The following is a 25,580-nucleotide window of genomic DNA, read 5'->3' as shown; positions in this document are numbered from 1 at the left end:
ACTTTACACGGCTTGTTTTTCGCTGTCAACGAAAAAAACTTAGAACGGATGGTCTTCTTGTTTTTCTTGTTCCCGACGAACCGGACGCGGTCGAATCGGTTCGACGTGTTTGACATGAGTCCGTGTGACAATTCGGTTACCGAGTGCCGCATCGATCAAAATCGTAATCGCTGCTGCCATGTGTAAGAACATCCCAACGACCGGAATGACCCCGACCGTTGAGGCGACGATCCCGACGATGTTCCCTTTTGAGACGTTCCCGGCACGTGCCGTCAATACGACGACGACGATGTGAAACGCGAGCATTAACCACAGGGCATTGTAACCTGAGAAAATGACGATTGAACCACCTAAAAGCGGAATCCCAAGCACCGCTTCCATTCCACCTGATACCCACTTCAACGTCCGCAATGAATCCTGTCGACTCTCCATGACGTCGCCTCCTCTTTTTTTCCATATGTCTAGTATACGACGGATTGCAGAAAAGGTTCCAACGTTTTTGTTTAGTTTCTGTAATAATACCTATAAAAAAGAACGATCCGGAGACCGTTCTTCGATAGGCATTACACGTCCACTCGACTCCTATAGTAAAAAGCGCGTCTGCGCTGTCAGAGACGAACAAGACCCGGCTCTGCGTCAAAGACGACAGAGTCGCGGCTTGTGTCTCGCCTGAGGAAAGCGAGTGGAAAAGTCGTGATGCTTATTTCAATTAGACCGCCAACACGTGGAACTGATAACCACGATGCACGACGAATCCCGCTTCTTTGTAAAGATCAAGTGCACGGTCGTTATCCGTTTCGACGTCGAGTTCAAGCTGTGTTCGACCAGTTCGGAACAACGCTTGAACCATCAACTTCAACATCTTTTTCCCGTAGCCGTTGCCTTGGGCTTCCGGACGAACGGCGAACGCATGGATGCTCGCTTGTGTATCGGAAGCAAGGTAAGCACGGATGACGCCGACCGATTTACCGCTCGCGACACCGATGAACGTGATCCGGTCGTCGGATTCGATTGCTTGATAGATTGACTCTGCTTCTTCGTCCGTATTCCCGAACGATTTACCAAGTGTCTCGACGATGAACGGACGGTCGTCCGCTGTCGCTTCCCGTAGTTCGAAATCAGGGTCCGCTTTTAGGAACAATTGCGCCTTCTTCAAAATCATGTTGTACTCCGTCATCCGGTACTCAGCCCCTAACCGTCCAAGAACAGCTTGACCTGATTCACTGGCGTCATCAATGACGAACGTGAATGCTTCGACGCCTGCTTCCGTCGCCCGCGTGCGTGCTGCTTCGACGAGTGCCGTGAAGATACCTTGTTTCCGGTAATCCGGATCAACGAAGACGTTCAATTCCCATTCCGTCGGTAAATACGCGAATGCTTGCAAATATCCAATCAATTTCTCACCATCATAGATGGCGAAATCGTTCTCGCCAACCCAATCGGCTGCGACTTTTAATTCAATGCCATCATGATCGTTGACACATTTTTCGAGTTGTAATACATCTGTTGTCTGTTTGACGTCTGTGACGTTCCATTCCATAATTCACTCACCTCATTTTTAACTATACCGAACGAATAAAAGAAGCACTAGCAAAAGCTAGTGCTCATTGCAGTTTGAATGTCTTCATCATCTGCGGGACGTCCTTAACGATCAAGTTCTCGATCGCTTTCTTGCCAGCAGCGCCTTTAACGGCTTCCGTTGGTAAGACGTAATAGTACGTTTTACTACCTTTCGTCCCGAGATATGTACCATATCCGATTTCACGGTCGAATTGTTTTTTTGAGAGCTTCTTCGGCTCGTAGTTCAAGTTGACGAGTAGTTGATCGGCTCCCTTGACTTTATAGTACAACGCGAACGTCCCACTGCGTGTCACGACACCGTATTTTGACTTGACGGTCTTGTTCTTGACAAGTTCGACCTTGTCTTGCTGAATTGCCTTTTTCAACGCGTCTGTCGTCTTGACTGTGTAGCCGAACGTCTTATTTTCGACGACTCCTTTACTATACGTCACGTTACTTGCGGCAAAGCCCGTCACCGGAGTCAGACATGCTCCGAGTAAGACTCCTGTCATTGCGATTCGTTTCATGCTGACTCCCCCTAAAATGATTGATAGTAATGGATTCCCTTTTGTGAAATAGGTAAACTCTATTCTCGAAAAAGATTTGACGGAATTGTCTAAATTTCTTACGATAAGGATAACGAAACGAAATGGGGTTAAAGCGATGACTGAACAAGAACAATTAACGCAAGAACAGCTCGATAACTTGCTCAAAAATGCGTTTGCAATGCAGGTTCCGATACTCGAGAAGTTCATGAAGGATACACACGATCGCTATGCGCTAGCAACGACGTCATTCAAACGTGACATGGAAGCGATGAAAGAGACGGAATGGCATCAGTTCTTCGCGAGTAAACTGTTACCTCACTTCTTCCTCGAGCACCTCGGATTCGGTGCCTCGTTCCGCTTCAACGGACACGATAAGGAAGTCGATCTTCCAGAAAACGTCGTCCCAGTACGTAATGATGCCGATGAGCAAATCGACAAAGTCGTCCTCGGGGTCAAAAAGGCGATGCAAGACGAGCACATCAAGAATCACGATCTCGTCGCGAACTTCTATAAGGAAACACTCGAACTCGCTTGCCAGATGGGGAGTCGCGTCGGAATGAGCGATGAATTCTATACTCTCGTCAAACCAAGTCTCGTTCATGCGAACGAAGGCGAATAATCGTTGAAGTCAACAGAGGTCAGTTCCGGATTAACTCCGAGAACTGACCTCTCTTTTTACGTGTCTAATATAGTCCAATCAAAACTGAACGTAGAAAACTGCCCCGCCACCACTCCGGTCACGGACACCGTACTCGAATTGATGACTATCAAGAATCATTCGACTAATCGCAAGACCAAGTCCGTGTCCGGCACTGCCTTCTTGTTTGACGTAGACGTCCCAAATCGTTGCCCGGTCCTCAATGCGAACTCCTACTCCCTCATCTTCGACCGTCAATTCGTCATCCGTTAAACGAACGGTGACCGTTCCACCGACTGGTGAAGCAAACCGCGCGTTCATCAGGAAGTTAATCAAAACACGTTCGAACATTCGTGGATCAAGGGACTGCCTCATCGAATGAAGATCCGTCGCAAGCGTCAGTCCTGCTTGCGTGAATGTTCCGCGCAGGCGTTCGACCGTCATCGATACGAGTTCATCAAGTGCTACCTCCTTCTTTTCAAGCGGCATCCGTCCACCGGCAAGCTTTGAATAAAGTAACGTCTCATCAATCAGATGACCAAGTCGATCCGTCTCCTCGATGATGCTCGTCGTCACGTCGGGCAGTTCGGCGACAGGAATAACACCTGCTGCAAGCGCCTCGGTCTCGTTTCGGATGATTGCGAGTGGTGTCCGCAAGTCGTGTGTGATCCCGGCAATGAACGTCTTTTGTAGATGATCCTTCTGTTTCAGTTGTGTCTGCATCTCATCAACCGCGTCAATTAATTCGCCGACTTCATCTTTCGGTCGCGCTGGCAGGACGACATCCATTTCGCCGGCACCAATCTTTTGAGCGACGGACCGAAGTGTGACGATCGGTCGCGTCAAGTGCCGTCCCATATAGTAAGCAAGCAAGGATGCCAGCAGTAACGTCACGAGTAAGGCAAGTCCGATTGCGATATAGACACCGTCGAGGGCACTACTCGCAAGCGGTGCTTGGCGAACCGTCGTGATGCGGGTTCCGTCAACGGTCAGCTGATACGTCAGTAACCGTTCGTCTTGAACTTCGATGACATCTTCTTTCTTTAAATCATCGAGAAGTGGTAACCGTCCAGCGGGTCCGCGCGCGCCAATGCGTTGCGTCAATCCGTCCGTCGTCAAAAATCCTTGGATATCACGTGGAATCGGAGTGTCTGCCTCAAGGGACTGTTTGATGATGTTCGCTTCCCGCGCCAGTTGGTCATACCGTTCGCCTTCCGCAAACCGATTGACGAGAAACGCCGTCAAGACGAAACTGAGAACACCCATGACCAGCAACGGACCGACGACAGCGTATAAGAACTTTCGCATCAAAGAACGTCGTTTCATTCAATCGCCTCCAATCGATAGCCGACCCGGTGCACTGTCTTCAATTGTTGTTTAATGACGGGTAACTTGTCGCGCAGTTGCTTGACGTGCGTATCGACGGTCCGTGTATCGCCACCGAATGCATAGCCCCAGACATCGTCAAGAATTTGATCCCGACTGAGTGCCTCACCGAGATGTTCAATAAAGTAAAGCAACAGTTCGAATTCCATCTTCGCGAGACTGACCACGCGTTCACCGGTTTTCACTTGGCGTCCCTTTTCATCAATCGTCAAGTCACCGAACGCATAGCGAGCGACCGGACGAACTTTTAATGCCCGCTCGAGCCGGATCGTCAACTCCTTCAGGACGACCGGTTTGACGAGGTAATCATCAGCACCAAGTTCGAGTCCGAAGACACGATCATCTGCCTCCCCGCGCGACGTCATCATGAAGACGACCGGTGGCTGAACTTGTGATTTGATGCCTGGCACGAGCGACCAACCGTCTCCGTCCGGTAAACGGACGTCGATCAAGACGGCGTCAAATGCTGTCGTCAGGCACTGTTTCGCCTCTGCTAACGAACCGGCAATCGTTACCTCATACGCATGGTGACGCAGGAAGCGTGCTGTCACCTGTGCTAACTTTTGTTCATCTTCAATTAATAGTACGTTCATTGTCATCCCTCCACTAGTAGTGTAACGTCTTTTTATCCGCATTTGCCTTTCTTCGCAGTTTCTTTGCAACTTCCTCACAACTTCTCTTTCGTGACCCTCTACCATAAAAGGTGAAAGGAGTGATCATCCCATGACATTCAAAAAACAATGGATCACTGCATTGACAATTAGCGCATTAACAGTTGGAGGAGCATCCGCATACGCTGCGACGAACGATGACTCGAGCACGACAAAACAAGCGAAACACGGGCACCACTTCGAAGGTATGAAAAAACAAGACATGACGTTACTCTTGAAAAAATTAAACCTGACACAAGCCGAGGCTGACGCTGCCCGGGAGAAAGGACAATCGATCGCTGATCTCGCGAAAGCAAAGGGGATCTCGTTCGCCGATTACAAGAAGGCTGAACTCGCGGCAGCGAAGGAACAGCTCGCAAGTCTCGTCAAATCCGGTGACTTAACGAAAACACAAGCTGCTGACATGCTGAAGCGTCAGACGGAACGATTCAGTGGCGTCAAGAGCTACGCTGAACTAAAAGAGAAGATGCCGATGGGTCGCCACGGCGGACCCGGTTTCTTTAATGAATCGTTGATCGCAGACGTTTTGAAGGCACTCGGACTGAGCCAGTCAAAATTCGACGCCGCTAATCAATCACTTGCTGCCTACGCGAAAGCACAATCAATCAAGTTCGCCGATTACAAAAAAGCGTTACTCGCGGCACAGACAAGCGAACTCAATCAACTCGTCAAAGATGGGAAGATGACGAAAAAACAAGCAACGGAAATCAAGTCCCGTCTGACAGAGGAATACAAGGATGCGAAGAGCTACGACGATCTTCCGGATCGCGGCGAACACGGCAAGCGCGGTGACCATGGACCAGGCGGTGTCTTCGGTGACTCGACGTCAGCGATTTTAAAAGCACTTGGACTCGATGAGGCGAAATTCGAAGCTGCAGAGCAATCCTTACCTGAATTTGCGGAAGCGAACAAGATTGCTTACGCGGATTTCGAGAAAGCCGTTCTCAACGCTCAAAATGCTGCCGTCGATCAACAAGTCAAAGATGGTAAGCTGACTGAAAAACAAGCGAAACAAATCAAGGAACACATTCAGTCTCGAGCGGATGCTGTCTCAAGCTATGCTGACCTCAAGAAAGGTCCAGCACGTGATGGTCACGGTCCAGGACACGGACATGGTCCGGACAGTGGCATGGGACCAGGCGCACCGGATCAAGGAGCCGATACGGACCCGAACGTCAGTGACACTTCGGTCGATTTAGCGATTTAACATATAAAACGAAGCTCTCGCAGCAGAGCTTCGTTTTTTGTTGTGATTGATCTCTTAATTTTGAAATAAAATTGCACCATTTTCTAACTTTTCATTCGTTTTTTTGAAATAATAGTCTATTGTTTGAAGAATCGTTGCAACGAAGCCGTCCTTCATCCGATAGTAACACTGAAGCGTTACTATGTATGGAGGTGAAGAGATGGCGTTTTTTGAGGCCATGAAAACGATCCGACGTTCTGCTAAGACACCCATTCACATCGGTGGACTAGAAGTGACACGTCTTGAACAATCAGAAGCCTTTTTCCATCATCAAACCGATGCGATTTTTGTATTTGATGCAGCTGGTACGATCATCTATTTCAATGAACATCTACCAGAAATCCTAGGATACTCAGAACACACCTTATACGAGCACTTTTCCGTTTTTAATCCTCCGGATCAGATGGAGGCGGTCTCGCAGTTTTTCCAGCGCGCGTTACAAGGGGAAACCGTCCATTATACGGCGAGGGGACTGCATGCCGACCAACACCTCGTTACGTTAAAAATTACGAATATGCCGATTGAACAAGATGGACATATCATCGGTGTCTACGGCGTCGCACGCGACTTGACACGTGAAAAACAACTCGAAGAAGACGTCTCAACGATTCGCTCTCAATTGGAATTGACAGAACAGGTGCCCGAATTAGTTCTATTTTATTATGACTTACGATCTCATCAAATCGAGTCTTCGCCCTCACTTTTCAAGTTTCTCGGTTTAAGGGAAGACCAGTCATCAATCGAGCAAAAACGATTACTCGAGCGGATCCATCCATGGGATTTTGATCCACTCCGTTTCGAATTCGAACGGATGGCAGCAGGGAAGCAAGATCAGTTTGAACAAGAACTATCTTTATTGACGTCAGATGGTTCTTACCAATTACTTCGTCTGAAAGCTTCACGTCGCGCAGGTCATGCGCATCAGGCGTCCATCGTGTTGTATGACTTGTCAGAAATCGATGCGGCTCGTCAACAATTGAAGATGGAGCGCGCTCAAGCCCGTGAAATTTATGAGGCTGTGAATGCAGCAATCTCACAAATTGACTTGACGACCGGAAGAATCTTATTTCATTCGCAAGGTTTTTTACACATCTACGAAGAATTACCCAAAAATTTGATTTTAAATGATACGTGGTTATTGTCTCGAATTGATCCTCGTGATCACGATGCGATGCGAAAGTTCACGCAACGCTTGTTACAAGGGCATGCGGGCACACTACAGTACCGTCTCCGTTTTCCCGATGGACGGATTAAATGGGTCGAAGATCAACAAATCCCAGTCTTCCAGTCGGACGGATCGATTGCCTATTCCAATAGTGTTTTGCATGACATCACGTTACAAAAAGCATACGAAGAACAGTTACGGCAACTTGCTCTTCGAGACGTCGTGACTGGTCTTCCAAATCGCCAAGCACTGATCGAGACGATTGAATCATGGCAAGCGCTCGATATTCCTTTTTTCGTTCTATCAGTTTCGTTCAACCGTATTACGGAAATCAATAATGCGTTCGGTCACGGCTCCGGCGATCAATGGCTTCAAGCAACAGCAGCCCGCTTAAATGATGTCAAGCCGGACGAGGTCTTTCTTGGTCACCTCGGTGGGGATGAATATGCACTGCTCGTCTCGACCGACTATGAACAAGACGTCACGCCGTGTGCGGAAAGACTACTTACGATCTCGACACAACCGATTTCAATTGAGCCCTATGCCTTGTTCGCCCGGGTGTCAATCGGTATCAGTCGCTATCCTCAAGACAGCACGGACGCCGTTGAGTTATTAAAGCATTCTTATACAGCACTAAGACGCTCGAGACGCGACGATCACAGTGCATTTCATCACTACGCTTCGAATCTCGACATTGACTATTACCGACGCTATCGTTTGGAGCAGGACTTGCATTATGCGATCGAACGCGATCAGTTATTCCTCGAGTACCAACCAAAGGTCGATAGCTGGACGGGTAAGATTGTTGGGATGGAAGCATTGATCCGCTGGCAGCATCCGGAATGGGGACGGATCCCGCCGAACGATTTCATCCCGCTTTCTGAAGAAAGTGCGCTGCATATCGACATTGGGGATTGGGTCCTCGAGACAGCCTGCCGGACAATGAAAGAGTGGTCTAAGACAGGTGCCTCACTTGTACCGATTTCGATCAATGTCTCACCAAAACGGCTGTTGATACCAGGCTTCGACCATCAAATCGAACAGACCTTATCACGGTATGCGCTCGACCCAATCCTACTTGAACTAGAAATCACAGAAGCCGCCCTCATCATGGATGATCCGATGACGAGTCGGACGCTTGAATCAGTCAGTGCCCTCGGTGTTCGAATCGCCTTAGATGATTTCGGAAAAGGCTACTCCTCGATGGTCTATTTGCAACGCTATCCAATTGACGTCATCAAGATTGATCGACAATTCGCGACGCACATTTACGATGACCTAAAAGCACAAGCCATCGTCAAAAGTATCTTATACATGGCAAACGAATTTAATCTGCATGTCGTTGCAGAAGGAATCGAAACGATTCAGCAGCTCGATACGTTCCGGATGCTCGAATGCCCACGCATCCAAGGCTATCTTTTCAGTCGACCTGTTCCGAGTGATGTGATGGAAGGATTTTTAATTCGAGAAATTCTCTATCCCATCGAAGCCTGTGCGCTAGCGAGTGACACCGTTCCACGCTTTTCTGTTCCTGGAAAGATTCGGATGTTGACGCATCATACGGAATCCTTCACCCTCGCTTTTTCTGACTTAGAGGCGCATCAGACAAGTACAAGGGCGTTGTATTTCTCGACTGAGACACCCCTTCCTTCACATGCAGCAACGTGTGAGATTCGCTTGAACGAAGGGCTTCAACTCGTCACCTGTACCGTTACGATCATCGACCAACTTGATGGACAATATGTCGGAGAATATGCAAATGCAACAGAAGCAGAACAGATCATGCGCTTTTTCCAATCGTTACGTTATACCTCTTGACTCGTTCACGAAGACGTTCACAGACGTCTTCGTGCTTTTTTTGTTATAGTAATCTTAAAGTAATTTACTCTAGATGGGAGGAATGGCATGCAGTCTCCACTACCGATGAAACATCATCGTCGTTCGACGAAAGGTCAACTCTTTCGGCGTCTCCTCATGCTAACGATCGGTGCCATCATCTTTGCAATTGGACTGAAAGGATTCTTAGTCCCCAATAATATCATCGATGGTGGAATCGTCGGGATTTCGATCATTGGTTCGAAAGTCACAGATACGACTCTTGCGCTGTGGCTGTTCTTCTTGAACATCCCGTTCATCTTCTTCGGCTATAAACAGATCGGGAAGACATTTGCCTTGTCGACTTTATACGCAATCTTCATCATGGCGATTGCTACAAAACTACTTGAGCATATCGGACCGTTAACGAGCGTCGACTTGCTCGCGACCGTCTTCGGCGGACTGATTCTCGGGATCGGCGTCGGGATCGTCATCCGGTCGAGTGGTTCACTCGACGGAACAGAGATTCTTGCGGTCTCCTTTAGCCGTTCGACACCATTTTCGGTCGGTGAGATCGTGATGTTCTTCAACGTCTTCATCCTAGGTGCCGCTGGTTTCGTCTTTGGATGGGACCGGGCGATGTATTCCTTGATTACATATTTCGTCGCTTTCAAGACGATTGACGTCGTTATCGATGGTCTCGATCAATCGAAAAGCGTCTGGATCATCTCTGAGAACTATGAAGAGATTGGTCTTGCAATCATGGACCGACTCGGTCGGAGTATGACGTATTTAAACGGAGAAGGTGCCTTTACGGGTGACGGGAAGAAAGTCATTTTCTGTGTCATTAGTCGTTTGGAAGAATCGAAGTTGAAGGACATCGTTCGTGATTTTGATGAACAAGCCTTTATTGCAATTGGCAACATCCATGATGTCCATGGCGGTCGCTTCAAGAAAAAAGATATCCATTAACCGAACGAAAGGAAGGAACGCGGGTGTGGAAAAAACATCGTAAAAAAATCATCGCGACTATCGTCATCATCATCACCTTTGTCGTCGTCATCATCGTTGGTATTTCAGGTTACGTCGGCTCATCATTGACGCAACCTGAACGAGAGGCACTGACGACGAATCCAAAGAAGGCAGAAAATCTAGAATATGAGGACGTGACATTCCGGTCCTATAAAGACCGGACCCGCCTATCCGGCTGGTGGATGCCGAGCGAGGATGCGAAGCTGACGATTGTCTTTGCCCATGGATACGGTAAAAATCGGGAGCAAGAAGATGTTCCAGTCCTACCGCTCTTTAAAAAATTTCATGATGCTGGCTACAATGTGCTGACGTTTGATTTCCGGGGTTCTGGTAAATCTGACGGCAAACGCGTCACAGTCGGAGCAAAGGAACAAGATGATTTACTAACAGCTGTTCGTTATGCGAAATCACGCTCGTCGAAGCCAGTTGTACTTTACGGCATCTCAATGGGAGCTGCGACTTCGCTCGTCACCGCTCCAAATGCTGATGTCGTCGGTGTCATTGCCGATAGTCCATTTAGCGATCTCGAAAACTATCTTGCTACCAATCTACCAGTTTGGAGCGGTTTACCAAACTTCCCATTTACACCGATCATTCTAGAAATCACGCCCCCACTAACAGGATTAAATCCAGAACGCGTCAAACCGGTGGAATCCGTCCGGCGGATTGAGTATCCAATCCTTTTGATCCACGGGAAGGATGACGATGCGATTCCGGTGACAGAAAGTATGAAGATTCAAAAGGCAGCCCCACGATCGGAACTTTATGTGACAGAGAACGGTGGTCATGTTCAATCGTATGCCCATGATCGAAAAGCCTATGAAGAGAAGGTACTCGCATACTTATCTGATCTACACTGACAGGAGGAAATCGGATGCAACAACTCTCCTTGTTCTTGACGTTCTTCATCGCACTGGCGGTCATGGGGATCGGTTTATTCGTTTCGCGACGTGCCGGTTATCGGTTCCCTTATGGACGAGCGATCCTCCTCATTTGGATCGGTTCTGCACTGATTGGATTAACATTGTACGTCTTACGCTGAGACACAAAGCAGCCGTCCGCTTCCCTTAGGGAAACGGACGGCTACTTTTTTAATGTAAGCTTATCGTTTTAATACGGCAGCACCGACGATTTTCAAGACTTCCGGACGACTCAGTTTTTCCTTACCTCTTGCAAGTGCATCGAGCGTACCGTGAGCAAGCGCAAGTGGAATATGACAAAACTCGTAGATTGTCGTCTCTTTCGGGATCGAAGCGAGATAGGCATCGGCTTCCGCAAGATTCTCTCGTGCGTAAGCGAACATCGTATCGGTCGTCCAGCCAGGTGGGAAGTAACCGACACCCCGCTCTGCATCTTCTTGTTGGTTACGGAGAATGTTCACGGCCTGCAGTCCTCGACCGAATCCAATCGCTTGTTGCTTATCCGTGACAATACCTGCTTTCCAGTACCAAATGTCCGACAGCATCACACCGACAAGTCCGGCGACATAATACGTATATTCGTCGAGATCGGCTTCTGTTTTGACTGTCCAGTCCCGCTCTGCCCAAACGGCCATGCCTTCTGCCATCTCAGCCGTCGAATCGAGGACTTTCGCACGAATCGGTGCTGGACAATAGGCAATCCATTCTGGTAAACGAAGCGTGACTTCTGGTAAATGTGACGTGTACGGAGCAATCAACTCAAGATAGGCCGTACCGGAAAACGTCCCACGCATCATCAATGCCGTCTCGCGTAGTAACATCGTCTTGATGTCCGTCGCCAGTTCCTCATGATCTTCGATTTCATCGATAGCACGCATGCATAGATAAGCAGCACCGACCGCTTCCTGTAAGTCTTGCGATAGTCGACTAATCGGGATATAGAAGGTGCGACTCGTCGCTTTTAATACACGGTTCGCGTCTTTTTTCAGCTGCTTCGTCTCATTCATTCCTGACAACTCCCTCTTCGATTCAAAAGGTTTCTTTTCTCTCCATTTACTATACACGATTCAACGCGTTTCAGCATTTATTTCATGATAAGAAAGACTCCCTGCACTTGTATGATACACGCAGGGAGTCTTTCTGTATTCTTTTTCCCAGAGAATGCATGAATCACAAGAGTATACACTGGCATTCACTTGACCTTACTTTTCCTGTTGTTTCAAGAGTTGTCCAATCAATCCCGTACTACGTGAGGCTTCCGTGTTCTCTTCTTGAATCGCTAAGTAGACTTCTTTGCGATGGATATCGACTTGTCGTGGAGCTCGAATCCCGAGTTTAACCTGATCGCCTTCGATTGCAAGAATCGTCAGTTCGATATCGTCCCCGATTTGAATCGCTTCGCCGTTCTTTCGTTTTAGTACGAGCATCAGCGTCCACCTACTTCTGTCAGACTTCCAATCTTTTGACGATTCGGATATGTATCTTCTAAAATGATTTGTTTCGCGAGCCGCTGCTTCGTCTCCATGACGAATGGTGCACGTAAATTCGTCGTCGATTCCTCAAATGGCTCACGTAAGGTTACCGTCGTGTATACGGCGACTTGTACTGTTTCTTCGATACTCAACTGTTCTTTTGCAGAATCCGTTAATTCAAAGACATAATCCGGATCGATCCAAAACGGATTCGTGACGATGAACGCACACTCCGGCTGATCGATCGATTGGAAGGACCAGAACGGTACCCCTTCTCCAAACGGTAACAACACGAATTGTTTGGCATCCGGAAACCCCGGTAATTCAGAAGCGAAAGTAATGATCTCACTTGGCTCGATCGTAATCGTGCCAAAAAAATCTGTTTCGATTTGCATAATATTATCCTTTCTCGTCGTATATGCCGCCCACTGGCCACATATCTAGCTGATTTCGTTCCCGAAGAAAAATGTCTGTTTTCCCTTCCGTGACCTCTAGTTCCGGACGATGCGTTGTGACATCGATGACCGGCTTACGAGCAGTGTAGCGAACATTCACTTCAGCCGGCGTAAAATTAATTTTGACCCGGTCCAAGCTCCGAGGAATGAAGCCCAGCGTCGTCACTTCTGCTGGAGGCGTATCGTTCATCTTCGCAATCCGCGCGATGACCTCACCTTTTTGCTCGATCCGCATCAATTGATCTCCTTCACTCGCGACGCGTCCCGTCCCTTCACGTACCATTTGTTGACCGAGATCCGCATACCGTCTGACTGATTCAAATGCCGGGATTCGTCCCATTTCAATCCAAGCCTGCGAAGAATCAATTTCGAGACGAGCCGCTACGGTTTCAATCGCTAGTTCGCCTTGCGGTTGTTCAATCGAGAGATCAGCCGAACGTTGCGTTTGTCGCATTTCAAGTGGTGTCGTCTGCATACCGATTTTAGCAGAGGTCTGTCGCATCTCTAGGTGAGGAAGATTCATCCCTGTTCACCCCTTATCGAAGAAAATCAAGTAACGATGGTTGGATGATTCGTGCCCCTGCACTGAGTGCGGCACGATGTAACGTTTCATGTGATTTTAATTCCATGATGACCTGTTCTGTTTCGATATCTTCATTATCAGACATAACCGTTTTTGCGATGATTTCTTGATCTTCTAAGCGAGACGCGTTCAGTTCCAGTCGATTCACGCGTGCCCCTAAATCCGAGCGCACTTCGACCGTTTTGTTCAACATCGCCGTTAAGTCTTTCAACATGCCGGATAATTCGGTTCCGTTATTCGTGCTACTGCCAGCAGTTCCATCTTCTTTTGTACCACCGAGTGCATTAAATAACTTCTTTAGTGTCGTGAACGTATCTTTCCCAAACACACCACCGTCGCCACCATCTGTAGGTGTGACGTTAACTTGTACTTTGATTCCTGAAGATACTTCATATTCGATTTTACCGTTTCCTGGTCCAACGGATGTCGTGAAGATTGAGTCAACCGTCGCGGTATCTACATTATCCTTTAAAAATGCTTTCAGTTTTTCCATGTCGATGAACGGTTGATCGGTCTTTGTACCATTGAATATTTGCTTTTCGTTATACTTTGTATTCGCCAGTGTTCCGATATGTTCGATCAACTGTCCGACTTCGCTTTGGATGGCTTTCCGCTGTGTGCCATCATACGTATCATTCGCTGCTTGTGTCGTTAATTCGTTGATCCGGCGCATGGCAGACGTCACTTCATCTAAAGCAGAATCGGTTAGATCCATCCAGCCTGTCGCTTCATCGACATTTTTTTTGAACTGATCGACTTCACGGACTTCTGTCCGGTACCGGATCCCCTGCATTGCAACGACAGGATCTTGAGACGGCTTTTGAATTTTTTTACCGCTGATCAGTTGTTCTTGTAACGTACTCAATTTTTGATAACTCGAAGACAAATGACCAATATTCGTCTTTGTCAGCATCGTTTGTGTGACCCGCATGTCCTCATTCCTTCCTTATCAGCGACCGACTAATCCCATACCGTTAATGATTTTATCGAGCATTTCATCGACCGTTGTGATGTTTCGTGCTGCTGCATTGTATGCATGCTGGTATTGAATCATCATCGTCATCTCTTCATCGAGTGAGACCGCTGAGACTGACATTCGGCGTTGATCGGCGTTATCCATTAAAACGCTGGCATTTTTTCCGAGGTCAATCGTTTGGCTTGTCGCTACCCCCATGTCACCGATGATCGATTGATAAAACGAACCGATTGTTGCCCCAAGACCAGAAAGTGTTTTTGTTTTAATGTCGGCAAGCGCCTGTGCACCAGACCCATCCCCGATATTGCCATCTTTTGAGACGATGATATTCGAGAGACTAGACCAAATCTCACTTCCAACAGCTATATTTTTCGCTGTAATCTCAGTACCGCTCGAGGCAATAAAAAACTTATCTGTTCCTTTTGTCGTGACCGTCGCTTTTGTTACTGGATCTTCTGTGACGATAGCGTGTGAACTATGTTGTGTGTTAAAGCTTTCAGCAAATTGCTTAGCCATCTTATCCAGATTATCGAGCATCTTAGGATATTCACCTGTCAATGTTGTTTCACCACTGTTTTGGTAACCATGCATTTGTAATAAGGCCCAGAGTTTCCCGTTTGAAAAACCTTTCGTAGGTGTAAATAAAACAGGAGTAGTATCTGTTTGATACCCAGTAATCGCTTTTGTCGTAGGATCCGTTGTGAATTCGATCGAACGTGCTTTTGTATCCGTCTTCATATTGACGACCTCAGAAGTGACTCCGCCAGGCATGATCAACTTTACGTTCACACGACCTTCCGCAATCTTCGCCGCATTCCCCATGTTACCTGAGACGATGTCCGATGCATCGATTGATTCCTTTTCAAAATCCACATATGTCGATAATTCATCGAAGTAACGATCGCGTTCATCGTACAAGTCGTTTGGTAAGACACCAATCGGTTCGATTTCATGAATTTGTGTATTGACGTTATAGATTTTCTGCAGAAGATCATTTACTTTTTTCGTTGAGACATCCAGTTCATTTTTTAAGTCTCCTTGCACCTTCGTTAGCGAAGTCGCTAGATAGTTGAACGTCTTCGATACGGTATCCGCTTGCTGACGAACGACGCTTCGCGCACCTGAGTCTTGCGGATTTTTCGACAATCCCTGTAACGATGCCCAAAAACTATCGAGTGTTTTCGCAAGACCCGTTTCAGACGGTTCATTGATGATATCTTCCATTCGACCGAATGCTGCTGCTTTCGTTGAATAGTATGCATACTTCGTTGATTCGTCACGATATTGTTTATCGACCATCACATCACGTAATCGCTCGACCAATTCTCCGCGGACACCAGTTCCGAATTGAACGTTTTTTCCGCCGCCTAGGGAGACCGAAAGTTGTTCCGTCGTCGCTTGGACGAGACGCTGTCTTGAAAATCCTGCCGTTCCGGCATTTGATACGTTATTTCCTGTCGCTTGTAACGCCCATTGACTCGTCGTCAGCGCACGGCGTCCCGTTTCAAGCCCCATGAATGTTGAACCCATTCGATTTCCTCCTTATGCATTTCGATTGAAGTGTGTCCGGTCAAACGTCGATTGACCATATGTAAAGTCATCCGCTTCCGGTACGAGCAATTGCAAATGCCATTCGATGTAATGTAACGATTGTTCTAATAACTCTGCGTTCAGCGCATTCGCTTTTCGCAGTTGCCCCATCGTCGATAAGAGAGCACGAAGTGTTTCAACATCTTCAGGGTGTGACGCGATCCACTCCGTCATGGTCACTGTTCCCATGTATTCGATGCGCTCTTGCTCTAATGTCGCGATGCGTTTCAGCAAAACGGGTTCTTCCTTGACGATTTTCGAAAGGCGACTCATGTCGTTTTGAATCAATGCCTCTTTTTTTGAAAAGGCGAGCGCTAATAATGCTTCATGCGCCTCCGTCAACTGTCGGATGATTTCCATATCGTGTTTGCTCCTTTTATCATGAGTCCCACTACTTTACTACCTTGCTATCGTTTCATATAAAAAGCGACCCGCGCATCCGTGCCCCGAGTCGCTTCTAATGTCAGTTTCATTCACCTTATTACAAGTTCAAGAAACGTTCCGCGATTTTGTTCGCATCCGGTTTATAGGTTCCATCCTGAATGGCTTGTTTAAGGGAGGCAATTTTATCTGCCCGCGATGAAGTCGTTCCTTCGAAGCGCACGCGTGCTTCTTTTGAAATCGTCACTTCGTCTGTTCGATTCATTCGTTTTGTTTCGGTTCCTTCTACGGGTTGATTTCTTTCATACGTCTTGGGCATGTTCACCCATTTAGTCGAATCAATTCGCATGTGAACACCTGCTTTCTAGATTACGAGATTCTTGATTTAAGTTCGATACGTTCTCGGTTTCGAAGGGTCCACAGAATCTTGCATCGCTTGGGCGAGGTCACGTCGCAATTTTTCACGACAGTCAGCACAAATCGTCCCTTCATGAGAGGTTTTTCCGCAACTCTCACACGTGATTTCCATTTGAGAAATCTCAGAAATCAACAAGCGCCCTTCCTTGATATAACGAAAGACGGTCTCGCGTTTGACTCCTGTTTGTACCTCGACATCATTCGGTGAAGTTCGGACTTTTCGCCGCTCTCGCAAGAATTCGCGTACCTTTTCGAAATTCAGATGATCCTGACGCATACACGTCGGACAGAGATCAGAAGATTGTTTCATGAAAATTTTCCCACAAGATTTGCAGTTTACTACATCCATTTCCTTCACCTCATTCAGAGTATCGGCAGGAATGACGAAATATTAAATACTCCGAAATAAAGTTACTGCAGAAATTTCACTTGCGCCTGCTTCCTTGAGACGCACCATAGCTTGCCGGAGTGTCACTCCTGTTGTATAGACATCGTCGACCAGCAAGATATTTTTTCCTGCAACTTCTTTCGTGACATGAAATGGATTCGATCGTTTAAGACGTTCTTCTCTTGATTTCTTACTCTGTGGTGTTCCTTCGTCGCGCTTTAAAGCTAAGGTGACCTTCCCATTCATTTGTTTAGCGATCTCTTCTGCTTGGTTAAACTTTCGTTCAGACAGGCGGTCACGGCTAAGCGGAATTGGAACGATCCATCCTCTCCTCATTTTTACCTTCTTCAACTCATTGGTAAACATCTGAATTAGGACAGTATCTCCTAAAAATTTATAATGATGCATGAATGTTTTAGCTTCTTCATTGTAGAGATACATCGTACGCGTATGAAGTGCTAAGCCAAGATTTTTCCACCGTTGACAGTCTTGACAGAGGTCTACATCTGGTTTGCCACAATCTGCGCATCCACCACTTTTTACAAATTTCATTTTACAGGGAGTACAAACGCTTTGGCTAGTCCACATATTGCTCAGTTCCCAGCTAGGTATAAAGTCATGCTGACAGAACAAACACTTCATGTGCTAGTCCATCGATTCGCTTTTTGGATCTGATGGACGGCATAAAATAGGGCATCCGACCGATCATTGGCGAAAAATGAGATGTCTCCATTTGGATTAGCCGCATCACGCCCTACACGCCCACTAATTTGAATCAAGGCTTTCGTACTAAATCCTTGATCGGCATCAAGAACCGCCACTTGTACATTAGAGATCGTCACGCCTCGCTCTAAAATCGTCGTCGTTAGCAAAATACCGTTAGTCGTACGAAACGATTGGATTTTCTCAATTCGTTCCGGGTCTTCCGCGTGGACGGTCGTCACATGAATGCCAGCTTTCTTTAATCGTTCTTGCCATGCTTCGAGTGCTGAGATGCGTGGAACGAATACGAGACGCGGTTGCTGTTCATGCTGACGTAGCCAATCCAGAATCGTCTGTGTCGTAAACGGTGACTTCAGGCGGGGAACCGGTAAGGGATGTCCATGATAACGCCGCATCAGTCGTACTGTCGGATAGAGATGATGCCATATCGATGGCGTCGCACTTAATAAAATCAGTGCTGCTTTTGGCGTCATCGCTCGTTTGACGTAGCGATGTAGCGTCCAGTTCAGATGGAAAGGAAAGGCATCGACTTCATCCAAAATGACGACATCAAAACAGGATCGGTAATGAATCAGTTGATGCGTTGTACTGACTGTGATTTCACTTAAGAGAAGACGATCCGCTGATCCACCATATAAAGATACGACGTGAGCAGTTGGAAATGCCTGCTTGATATGATGTGTTAATTCACGGACGACATCCGCACGTGGTGCCGTGACGAGGACACGTTTCCCGCTCGCTAATGCTTTTTCGATGCTAGGAAAAAACATCGGTGTTTTTCCTGCTCCGCAAACTGCATGAACGAGTAGTCTCCCACCCCGGATGATTGTCTGCTCGATTGCTTCCGCAACAGTCGTTTGAGCAGGTGTCAATCGAATCGGTTGATGCTGTGCTGGACGTACAGGATCAAGTGGTCGTGTATCGGTGATGAGCTGATCACACGTACGCAACTTCCCATATGCGATACACCGTCGACAATAATAGCAACGCTTTCCGCACGTGCAAGGTCCTTTAACAGGAAAAGCTCCACATCGCTGACACGTTAACGTCACAGCTGGAATGAGTTGATGCGTCGACAATCGGATTTCAATCTGTTTTGCTGAAATCCATCTCCCGCGTATATCCATTGCTTCACTTCCTTCGTTTCCCATTTGCTTCATCTTGACTGACAGATGGGAAAATCAGCAATGTATGCTGTATAAAAGATGTATGTATGGAATACGCGATTTCTCAAAAAAAAGTTTTGCTATCCTATGTATCTAGACAAGAAAAAACACATTAACGATAGACTCCGTCAATGTGTTTTCATCTTATTTTTTGTACCATGTGATACCAATCGCGCCCGGTCCAAGGTGTGTACCAATGACAGGACCAAATACACTCATCTCGATTTTAGCATTTGGAAATTTCGTCTGTAAGGACGCAATTTCTTGTTCTGCTTTCGTAGAGTCTTCTGCATGAATGACGCCGATCGTATACCCAGTTCCGTCTCCGTCGATATCTTCTTGCATCATCTCTTCGATTCGGTTGACGGCTCGCTTGAACGTCCGAATTTTTTCGAACGGAACGATTTTTCCATCAACGAAATGGAGAACGGGTTTAATCTTTAAGAACGAACCCACGAATGCTTGAGCGACACTGAGACGTCCTCCGCGTTGGAGGTGTTCGAGATCATCCACGACAAAATACGCACGAATGCGCTCCTTTAACTCTTCTAAATGATGGACGATCGTTTCCGCCGTGGCTCCTGCATCTCGCAAACGAACCGCTTCTTGGACGAGAAACGCTTGCGGCATACAGGAAATACGTGAGTCGATAGGATGGACGTTCACATGATCAATCATCATATTGATCGTGTGCAACGCTTGATATGTCCCACTGATCCCGCTTGAGAGGGTGATGCCAATGATATCTGTTCCTTCTGGCAGTTGTTCGAACGTCGCAACGAGATCTCCAATATTCGGCTGTGAAGTTGTCGGAAGGCTACCCGTCCGAATCCGTTCATAAAAATCAGCAACCGAAATATCAAACCCTTCCCGATAAGCATCTCCTTCAAAGATGACACTAAGCGGTGCGACATGTACTTGATGTTCTTCACAATACGTTGTTGGCAGATAGGCAGTGCTATCCGTTACGATCACAATCTGACTCATCCGTGATTTCCTCGCTTTTATAGTTCCGTCGTGACATAAGTCTCCATATATCACAATCGTTTATAAGTGTAGCACTTCTGAGTGGATAAAAAAAGGAAGACGGGAGCCCTGCTCCTGTCTTCCTTTTCCGTTCATACGACGACGACCCACCCGCGGCGAATCGCTTCGACGACTGCACCGGTTCGGTCCGGTACATTCATCTTTCGAAGAATCGAAGATACGTGGTTTTTGACTGTTTTTTCACTGATATATAACGTATCGCTAATCGCCCGATTTGAGAATCCATCTGCTAGTAGCTGCAGAACTTCACATTCTCGCCGTGTCAATACATGCAGTGGTGCTTCAGCTACCCGGCGTTCAACGGGCTGAGATGACATCGTTTGTTTCATCTTCATGAGACGTCTGTATTCTTGAAGTAGATTAGGTGTTACTTTCGGATGTACATATCCACCTTCACGATAGACGGAACGAATCGCGTTGACGAGTTCATCCGTCGCCATCTCTTTCAATAAATACCCGACAGCTCCAGCTCCTAAAGCGTGCATGACATACGTCTCATCATCGTGGATCGATAAGATGATGACCCGAACTTCCGGGTGTACTTCCATTAAACGTTTCGTTGCGTCGACACCGTTGACTTGTGGCATGTTAATATCCATCAATACGATGTCTGGTTGGTGTGCTTCGACGAGAGGAATGACATCTACGCCACTCTCTCCTTCCGCTACGACTACGAACTCCTCCTCGAAATCAAGGATTCGCTTTACTCCCTCACGGAATAACTGATGATCGTCAATGATGACTACTTTCACTTGCTCGTTGTTCACAGTGTTTCCCCTCTCGCTTCGGATTCCTCGATCGGAATCTTTACCTTGATGACCGTCCCGCCCCCAGGGTACGTTTCGACCTCGAATTCTCCATCGATCAATTCAATACGTTCACGCATTCCGATCAATCCAAATGACTCGTCATGTGAATCGACGATTGAGTCAAAATCAAAACCGACTCCATTATCCTTTACGTGAATGCGAATGGAATGTTGATATTGTTCTATGATAATACGAATGTCCTTTGCATTGGAATGCTTCACTGCATTTTGAACAGCTTCTTGAACGATTCGGAAGACCGCGACCTCATAGGTGGAATCGATTCGTTCGCCACCGCCTAGATATTTAAATTGAATCTCAATATTCGAAATTTCTTGCATATGTCGTAAATACCGCTCAAGCGTCGGTACGAAACCAAGATCGTCCAACGTCATCGGACGAAGATCATAAATGATCCGACGAATATCCGCTAAGCCATCTCGAATTAAGACACGAAGACGATGAATTTCCTCAAAGGCTGCTTCTGCTCCATTGTGTTGATGAATCTTCTCGATCAAATCTGCCCGAATTAATACGTGCGCTAATGTCTGTGCAGGACCATCATGCATCTCGCGAGATAACCGTCGCCTCTCGTTTTCAGCAGATTGAAAGACTTTTAAGCCCATTTCCTGTTTTTGCATCGCTTTTTCGTACTTTTCGTTCATGACTTGCATATCGTCCGTCAAAAAATTCAAGACGACGGAGACACGTCCAATCAACATATCTGCTCGTTCAATCGTTTCGTCTAACTGAACGAGACGACGTTCCAATTCATCACGTCGCTTCCGACAATTCATCTCATCCCGTTGATTGATGAACGACTCAAGTTGTAGTGAATTCGCCGTTTCATAGGCTTTTCGAACATCTTGTTCCGAATAGCTTTCGAAATTTTTGCTGACGATGACTAGTCGTGTCTTGGCATCCTTAATATGACGTTCTAGTCGCTCGGCTTCTTTTATATAATCATGGACACGAACTTTCAAGTCGCGCAATTCTTGCTGGATTTCAGCATATTGCTCTCTCGAATCCTCCGTGATCCGAACGATTTCTTCGCGACTTTCCTCTACGACACCAATGATGTTTTGTACGATATCATTCAACGACAGTCGCTCCTTCATTTCATGCGTCATCGTGACTCCCTCCGGTCCTTACCACTCAAATGGTTGTCTCTCTCTCTGAACGTCGTTATGCTAGAAAGAACTAGTCAACGAGGAGGACATTAATAGTATGACATTATCTCATTATTATACAGTAAAAGAAAACGGTTTCCACGAAATCATTATTCAAAAGTCTCGATTCATTACATATATTTCTCGCATCTCTTCAGAAACAGAGGCGCAGGACTTCATTACGCAGATTAAAAAGAAGCATCACGATGCCAATCATAACTGTTCTGCGTATGTCATCGGGGAACAAAATCAAATCCAAAAAGCAAGTGATGATGGTGAACCTAGCGGAACGGCAGGAGTCCCGATGCTTGAAGTACTAAAAAAAAGAGATTTACGTGATACCGTTGTTGTCGTCACGCGTTACTTTGGCGGTATTAAGCTCGGTGGCGGTGGATTAATTCGTGCCTATGGCTCAAGCGTCTCGGAAGCATTGAATGCAATCGGTATCGTTGAACGCATTCAACATCAATTGGTAAAAGTGCACATTGACTATACATGGCTTGGGAAAATCGAGAATGAACTTCGCTCAAGCATTCATCCCATTGATCAGATTCATTATCTGGATCAAGTCCAAGTCGATGTCTTGGTTAAAACGGCAGACGTCCCTGCCTTTATTGAATGGATGACAGACCTGACGAATGCGCAAGCCCAGTTCCAAGAAGGTGCTTTTCGCTACCTCGAACGTGACATTCTTTCCTGACCTGCTATACTGATTGTAAAGATTCCGAAAATTTTTTAATAATTCTGTTAAGTAAGGAGTACTTGAAATGGATGAACCGATACGATCACGGTCAAAGAAAAAAAAGAAGCGTTCTTGGTTCAAGCGTCTTGTTTTTTTATTTTTGATCATTTTAGTAACCGGCGGTGCAGCATTCGCTTACGTCGCCAATAAGACCCTTCAAACGGCTAATGAGACAAAGGTCGACTTAGCACGCGGAGACAAGTCAGAAAAACGGGAAGCTGCAATCGACTTGACGAAGGACCATTTCTCCGTCTTGCTTGTCGGAACGGATGAACGTCCAGGAGACACGTCTTCCCGCGCTGATACGATGATTATCGCAACGTTCAATAAAACAGATCAGACCGTAGACATGGTTAGCATTCCCCGAGATTCTCTCGTCCAAATCCCTTCTGTCGGATATGAAGATAAAATTAACCATTCGTACGCTTATGGAGGAATCGATTCGACGATCGAGACAGTCGAAACGTTATTTGATATTCCTGTAGACTACTACGCCTCCATCAACTTTAATGGTGTCGTTGCTATCGTCGATGCGCTCGGCGGTATTGATGTCGACGTCAAACTACCGATCGACACGCTCGACTCTTCAGACAAACGAAACAGCATTAAACTCGAGCCTGGTCAACAGACACTTAACGGAGAAGAAGCCTTAGCTTACGCTAGAATGCGTTATGAGGATCCTGAAGGCGACATCGGTCGAACGAAGCGACAACAACAAATCGTTCAAGCGATCATCGAACAGTCGACTTCTTTTGGTTCGATTACGAAGCTCAATGATTTAATGGATGCTACAGGAGACAACTTCAAAACGAATATGTCATTAACGGAAGCCTTCCAACTGCAACCGTTCGTTAAATCACTCGGATCCATTAATCGCATTGATTTAACGGGTTCTGATACGAAAATCAATGGCGTTTATTACTATCAAATCGATCCCCTTTCACTTGCCGAAGCTAAAACGACATTAAAAGAACAACTCAATCTACCTGCTGATGACGCCACCGATATGACGACATCTGAAGAGGCAACAGATGATACGACGACTACGATCAACTGATCATCCGGCTTTGTTAAAACTTCAACGTCTCGCTTATCAAGTCGAGGCGCGTCTACTTGAGACGACAAACTTTCCACCTTTATCGGAAACAATTGATGACATCGAAGCGGAGCAGCCGAACGGGTTCGTTTATCTCTTGCATGATAACGTAGTCGGTGCAATCACATATTCTGATAGGACGATTACTCGCCTCGTTGTTGATCCGGCATACTTTCGTCAAGGCATCGCACAATCCTTACTGCAACATCTGCTCCAGCATGATCATGTGAAGCACGTCATGACTGGTGCGCGTAATCTTCCCGCCCTTACGCTCTACGCTCGTTTTGACTTTACGGAAGTCCAACGCGAGTGGCGCCAAGATGTCGAACTTGTCTTTTTGACTCGAATCTAAAGCTTCATTAAGCGAAAACAAAGGAGCAGCAGACCCATGTCTGCTGCTCCTTTGTGCAGTTTAGAAGAACAGGAATCCGAGAACGGCTCCAATCAACACGATCCGTAACGGCGACTGTTTATAAAAACGCAGTAAACAGAATAATCCGAAGGCAATCAAGAAATCAAGACCACTCTTAATACTTGAAGTAAAAATCGGATCATACAGAGCAGCAAGTAAGATACCGACGACGGCAGCGTTGACGCCAATCAAGATCCGACCGACTGCCTGATTTTTTCGAATACGATCCCAGTACGGTAAAACACCGATGACGAGTAAGAAACCGGGCAAGAAAATGGCGAGTGTCGCAAGAATTCCCCCGGAAATACCGGAGATGATCGTACCGAGATACGTCGCGAATGTAAACAGTGGTCCCGGTACCGCTTGTGCTGCGGCATATCCAGCAAGGAACGTATCCGTGTTCATGAGTCCAGGTACGAGCATTTGTTCAAGAAACGGTAAAACGACATGTCCGCCACCAAAGACGAGGGCCCCGGCACTGTACATGATACTTGTCAGCTGGATCGTTCCAGTCGTCACTTGAGCGAGAAACGGGGTGACAGCGAGTAAAACAAAGAATAAGACGAGTGCTGTGACGCTAATTAAGCGTGGGACGCGAATCGACAAGGCCCCCCCCTTCTCTGACTCCTCTTTAAACCAGAAGAACGCAAGCAGACCTGCTAGTAATAAGACACCGACTTGCGCTAGTGGATGCGCAATCAAAAGGACGCCTGCTAGCGCCAGTAGCATCAACGTCATCCGTTTGACTCCCGTTGCAAGCTTCATTCCCATACCAAGAACGGCGTCAGCAACGATCGCAACCGCAACGAGCTTCAAGCCATGAATGAATCCAGCTTCTGCGACATCGAACTGCGTTGCAAGAATGGCGAATAGAATCAAGGCGATACTCGACGGTAACGTGAAACCAATGAAAGAAATAATCGCACCTGATACCCCACCACGGATCAGACCAATCCCCATTCCGACCTGACTCGAAGCAGGACCAGGAAGGAATTGACAGAGCGCCACTAAATCAGCATATGCTTTTTCATCAATCCATTTTTTTCGTTTGACATATTCTTCATAAAAGTACCCAAGGTGGGCGACCGGACCGCCAAACGACGTTATTCCGAGCTTAAACGATACAAGAAAGATTTCAATTAAACGATGCATGTTTCACCTCCATCTTTCATTTTAC

The 25,580-nt window shown here is 46.8% G+C and carries 29 protein-coding genes; 9 read left to right on the top strand and 20 right to left on the bottom strand.

Annotation, left to right across the window (positions count from 1 at the left end):
* Nucleotides 1–39 precede the first annotated feature (39 nt).
* The 3 genes from ACV3PA_RS05625 to ACV3PA_RS05615 all read right to left on the bottom strand — a co-directional run bounded on the left by ACV3PA_RS05625 (nucleotide 40) and on the right by ACV3PA_RS05615 (nucleotide 2,087).
* Nucleotides 40–432, bottom strand: coding sequence for a hypothetical protein (locus ACV3PA_RS05625; RefSeq protein ID WP_456125812.1), 393 nt, complete (start codon nucleotides 430–432; stop codon nucleotides 40–42).
* Nucleotides 433–709: 277 nt separating this feature from the next.
* Nucleotides 710–1,540, bottom strand: coding sequence for a GNAT family N-acetyltransferase (locus tag ACV3PA_RS05620; protein WP_053454204.1), 831 nt, complete (start codon nucleotides 1,538–1,540; stop codon nucleotides 710–712).
* 64 nt (nucleotides 1,541–1,604) lie between these two features.
* Nucleotides 1,605–2,087, bottom strand: a complete 483-nt coding sequence (locus ACV3PA_RS05615; RefSeq protein WP_053454205.1) for a hypothetical protein — start codon at nucleotides 2,085–2,087, stop codon at nucleotides 1,605–1,607.
* Between the two features lie 136 nt (nucleotides 2,088–2,223).
* Between ACV3PA_RS05615 and ACV3PA_RS05610 the strand changes: the two genes are divergently transcribed.
* Nucleotides 2,224–2,727, top strand: a complete 504-nt coding sequence (locus ACV3PA_RS05610) for a hypothetical protein (RefSeq protein ID WP_023469278.1) — start codon at nucleotides 2,224–2,226, stop codon at nucleotides 2,725–2,727.
* 78 nt (nucleotides 2,728–2,805) lie between these two features.
* Here the strand turns inward: ACV3PA_RS05610 and ACV3PA_RS05605 are convergent, their stop codons facing one another.
* Both ACV3PA_RS05605 and ACV3PA_RS05600 read right to left on the bottom strand, forming a co-directional pair.
* On the bottom strand, nucleotides 2,806–4,071 hold the full coding sequence (locus ACV3PA_RS05605) for a HAMP domain-containing sensor histidine kinase (RefSeq protein WP_053454206.1): 1,266 nt from the start codon (nucleotides 4,069–4,071) through the stop codon (nucleotides 2,806–2,808).
* Complete coding sequence (locus tag ACV3PA_RS05600; protein WP_053454207.1) at nucleotides 4,068–4,724, bottom strand: response regulator transcription factor; 657 nt, start codon at nucleotides 4,722–4,724, stop codon at nucleotides 4,068–4,070. The genes ACV3PA_RS05605 and ACV3PA_RS05600 overlap by 4 nt, the downstream gene beginning before the upstream one ends.
* 130 nt (nucleotides 4,725–4,854) lie before the next feature.
* Between ACV3PA_RS05600 and ACV3PA_RS05595 the strand changes: the two genes are divergently transcribed.
* The 5 genes from ACV3PA_RS05595 to ACV3PA_RS05575 all read left to right on the top strand — a co-directional run bounded on the left by ACV3PA_RS05595 (nucleotide 4,855) and on the right by ACV3PA_RS05575 (nucleotide 11,102).
* A complete protein-coding gene (locus ACV3PA_RS05595; RefSeq protein WP_053454208.1) occupies nucleotides 4,855–6,009 on the top strand; it encodes a hypothetical protein in 1,155 nt (384 codons plus the stop codon).
* A 199-nt stretch (nucleotides 6,010–6,208) separates the two neighbouring features.
* On the top strand, nucleotides 6,209–9,031 hold the full coding sequence (locus ACV3PA_RS05590; protein WP_053454209.1) for a sensor domain-containing protein: 2,823 nt from the start codon (nucleotides 6,209–6,211) through the stop codon (nucleotides 9,029–9,031).
* An 87-nt stretch (nucleotides 9,032–9,118) separates the two neighbouring features.
* Nucleotides 9,119–10,000: a YitT family protein gene (locus ACV3PA_RS05585; protein ID WP_456125811.1), complete on the top strand. Its 882-nt coding sequence runs from the start codon at nucleotides 9,119–9,121 to the stop codon at nucleotides 9,998–10,000.
* Nucleotides 10,001–10,023: 23 nt separating this feature from the next.
* Nucleotides 10,024–10,920: an alpha/beta hydrolase gene (locus ACV3PA_RS05580; RefSeq protein ID WP_053454211.1), complete on the top strand. Its 897-nt coding sequence runs from the start codon at nucleotides 10,024–10,026 to the stop codon at nucleotides 10,918–10,920.
* Nucleotides 10,921–10,934: 14 nt separating this feature from the next.
* Complete coding sequence (locus ACV3PA_RS05575; protein ID WP_160315950.1) at nucleotides 10,935–11,102, top strand: hypothetical protein; 168 nt, start codon at nucleotides 10,935–10,937, stop codon at nucleotides 11,100–11,102.
* 60 nt (nucleotides 11,103–11,162) lie between these two features.
* On the opposite strand, the gene ACV3PA_RS05570 is transcribed toward ACV3PA_RS05575, so the two are convergent.
* From ACV3PA_RS05570 to ACV3PA_RS05505, 14 genes are all read right to left on the bottom strand, one after another.
* Nucleotides 11,163–11,987 carry a squalene/phytoene synthase family protein gene (locus ACV3PA_RS05570; protein WP_053454212.1) on the bottom strand — a complete coding sequence of 275 codons (825 nt, stop codon included), beginning with the start codon at nucleotides 11,985–11,987 and terminating at the stop codon, nucleotides 11,163–11,165.
* A 195-nt stretch (nucleotides 11,988–12,182) separates the two neighbouring features.
* Nucleotides 12,183–12,407: a carbon storage regulator CsrA gene (csrA, locus tag ACV3PA_RS05565; protein ID WP_023469287.1), complete on the bottom strand. Its 225-nt coding sequence runs from the start codon at nucleotides 12,405–12,407 to the stop codon at nucleotides 12,183–12,185.
* Nucleotides 12,407–12,847, bottom strand: coding sequence for a flagellar assembly protein FliW (fliW, locus tag ACV3PA_RS05560; RefSeq protein ID WP_053454213.1), 441 nt, complete (start codon nucleotides 12,845–12,847; stop codon nucleotides 12,407–12,409). The genes csrA and fliW overlap by 1 nt, the downstream gene beginning before the upstream one ends.
* A gap of 4 nt (nucleotides 12,848–12,851) precedes the next feature.
* Nucleotides 12,852–13,430 (bottom strand): DUF6470 family protein, encoded by a 579-nt coding sequence (locus ACV3PA_RS05555; RefSeq protein WP_456125810.1) that lies wholly within the window; start codon nucleotides 13,428–13,430, stop codon nucleotides 12,852–12,854.
* 13 nt (nucleotides 13,431–13,443) lie between these two features.
* A complete protein-coding gene (gene flgL, locus ACV3PA_RS05550; RefSeq protein WP_053454215.1) occupies nucleotides 13,444–14,421 on the bottom strand; it encodes a flagellar hook-associated protein FlgL in 978 nt (325 codons plus the stop codon).
* Nucleotides 14,422–14,439: 18 nt separating this feature from the next.
* Complete coding sequence (gene flgK / locus ACV3PA_RS05545) at nucleotides 14,440–15,996, bottom strand: flagellar hook-associated protein FlgK (RefSeq protein ID WP_053454216.1); 1,557 nt, start codon at nucleotides 15,994–15,996, stop codon at nucleotides 14,440–14,442.
* A 12-nt stretch (nucleotides 15,997–16,008) separates the two neighbouring features.
* A complete protein-coding gene (locus ACV3PA_RS05540) occupies nucleotides 16,009–16,416 on the bottom strand; it encodes a flagellar protein FlgN (protein WP_053454217.1) in 408 nt (135 codons plus the stop codon).
* Between the two features lie 121 nt (nucleotides 16,417–16,537).
* Nucleotides 16,538–16,786, bottom strand: coding sequence for a flagellar biosynthesis anti-sigma factor FlgM (gene flgM / locus ACV3PA_RS05535; protein WP_023469293.1), 249 nt, complete (start codon nucleotides 16,784–16,786; stop codon nucleotides 16,538–16,540).
* A 36-nt stretch (nucleotides 16,787–16,822) separates the two neighbouring features.
* Nucleotides 16,823–17,164 (bottom strand): hypothetical protein, encoded by a 342-nt coding sequence (locus ACV3PA_RS05530; protein ID WP_152910984.1) that lies wholly within the window; start codon nucleotides 17,162–17,164, stop codon nucleotides 16,823–16,825.
* Between the two features lie 81 nt (nucleotides 17,165–17,245).
* Nucleotides 17,246–17,578, bottom strand: coding sequence for a ComF family protein (locus tag ACV3PA_RS05525; RefSeq protein ID WP_456125809.1), 333 nt, complete (start codon nucleotides 17,576–17,578; stop codon nucleotides 17,246–17,248).
* A gap of 302 nt (nucleotides 17,579–17,880) precedes the next feature.
* A complete protein-coding gene (locus ACV3PA_RS05520) occupies nucleotides 17,881–19,092 on the bottom strand; it encodes a helicase-related protein (RefSeq protein WP_456125808.1) in 1,212 nt (403 codons plus the stop codon).
* Between the two features lie 183 nt (nucleotides 19,093–19,275).
* Entirely contained in the window at nucleotides 19,276–20,118 is an 843-nt protein-coding gene (locus tag ACV3PA_RS05515) for a DegV family protein (RefSeq protein ID WP_053454221.1), read from the bottom strand.
* 131 nt (nucleotides 20,119–20,249) lie between these two features.
* Nucleotides 20,250–20,945: a response regulator gene (locus tag ACV3PA_RS05510; protein ID WP_053454222.1), complete on the bottom strand. Its 696-nt coding sequence runs from the start codon at nucleotides 20,943–20,945 to the stop codon at nucleotides 20,250–20,252.
* Nucleotides 20,942–22,114 carry a sensor histidine kinase gene (locus tag ACV3PA_RS05505; protein WP_053454223.1) on the bottom strand — a complete coding sequence of 391 codons (1,173 nt, stop codon included), beginning with the start codon at nucleotides 22,112–22,114 and terminating at the stop codon, nucleotides 20,942–20,944. The genes ACV3PA_RS05510 and ACV3PA_RS05505 overlap by 4 nt, the downstream gene beginning before the upstream one ends.
* Nucleotides 22,115–22,211: 97 nt before the next feature.
* Between ACV3PA_RS05505 and ACV3PA_RS05500 the strand changes: the two genes are divergently transcribed.
* The 3 genes from ACV3PA_RS05500 to ACV3PA_RS05490 all read left to right on the top strand — a co-directional run bounded on the left by ACV3PA_RS05500 (nucleotide 22,212) and on the right by ACV3PA_RS05490 (nucleotide 24,343).
* Entirely contained in the window at nucleotides 22,212–22,853 is a 642-nt protein-coding gene (locus ACV3PA_RS05500) for a YigZ family protein (protein WP_456125807.1), read from the top strand.
* Nucleotides 22,854–22,920: 67 nt separating this feature from the next.
* Nucleotides 22,921–23,952, top strand: a complete 1,032-nt coding sequence (locus tag ACV3PA_RS05495; protein ID WP_053454225.1) for an LCP family protein — start codon at nucleotides 22,921–22,923, stop codon at nucleotides 23,950–23,952.
* Nucleotides 23,927–24,343, top strand: coding sequence for a GNAT family N-acetyltransferase (locus ACV3PA_RS05490; protein ID WP_456125806.1), 417 nt, complete (start codon nucleotides 23,927–23,929; stop codon nucleotides 24,341–24,343). Before ACV3PA_RS05495 ends, ACV3PA_RS05490 begins: the two co-directional genes overlap by 26 nt.
* 60 nt (nucleotides 24,344–24,403) lie before the next feature.
* On the opposite strand, the gene chrA is transcribed toward ACV3PA_RS05490, so the two are convergent.
* Nucleotides 24,404–25,555 (bottom strand): chromate efflux transporter, encoded by a 1,152-nt coding sequence (gene chrA, locus ACV3PA_RS05485; protein WP_456125805.1) that lies wholly within the window; start codon nucleotides 25,553–25,555, stop codon nucleotides 24,404–24,406.
* Between the last annotated feature and the right edge of the window lie 25 nt (nucleotides 25,556–25,580).

The sequence above is a fragment of the Exiguobacterium sp. EA-TM-5 genome (assembly GCF_053878415.1).
The sequence above is the reverse complement of the archived record's forward strand: the minus strand, read 5'-3'. Positions and strand labels throughout refer to the sequence as shown.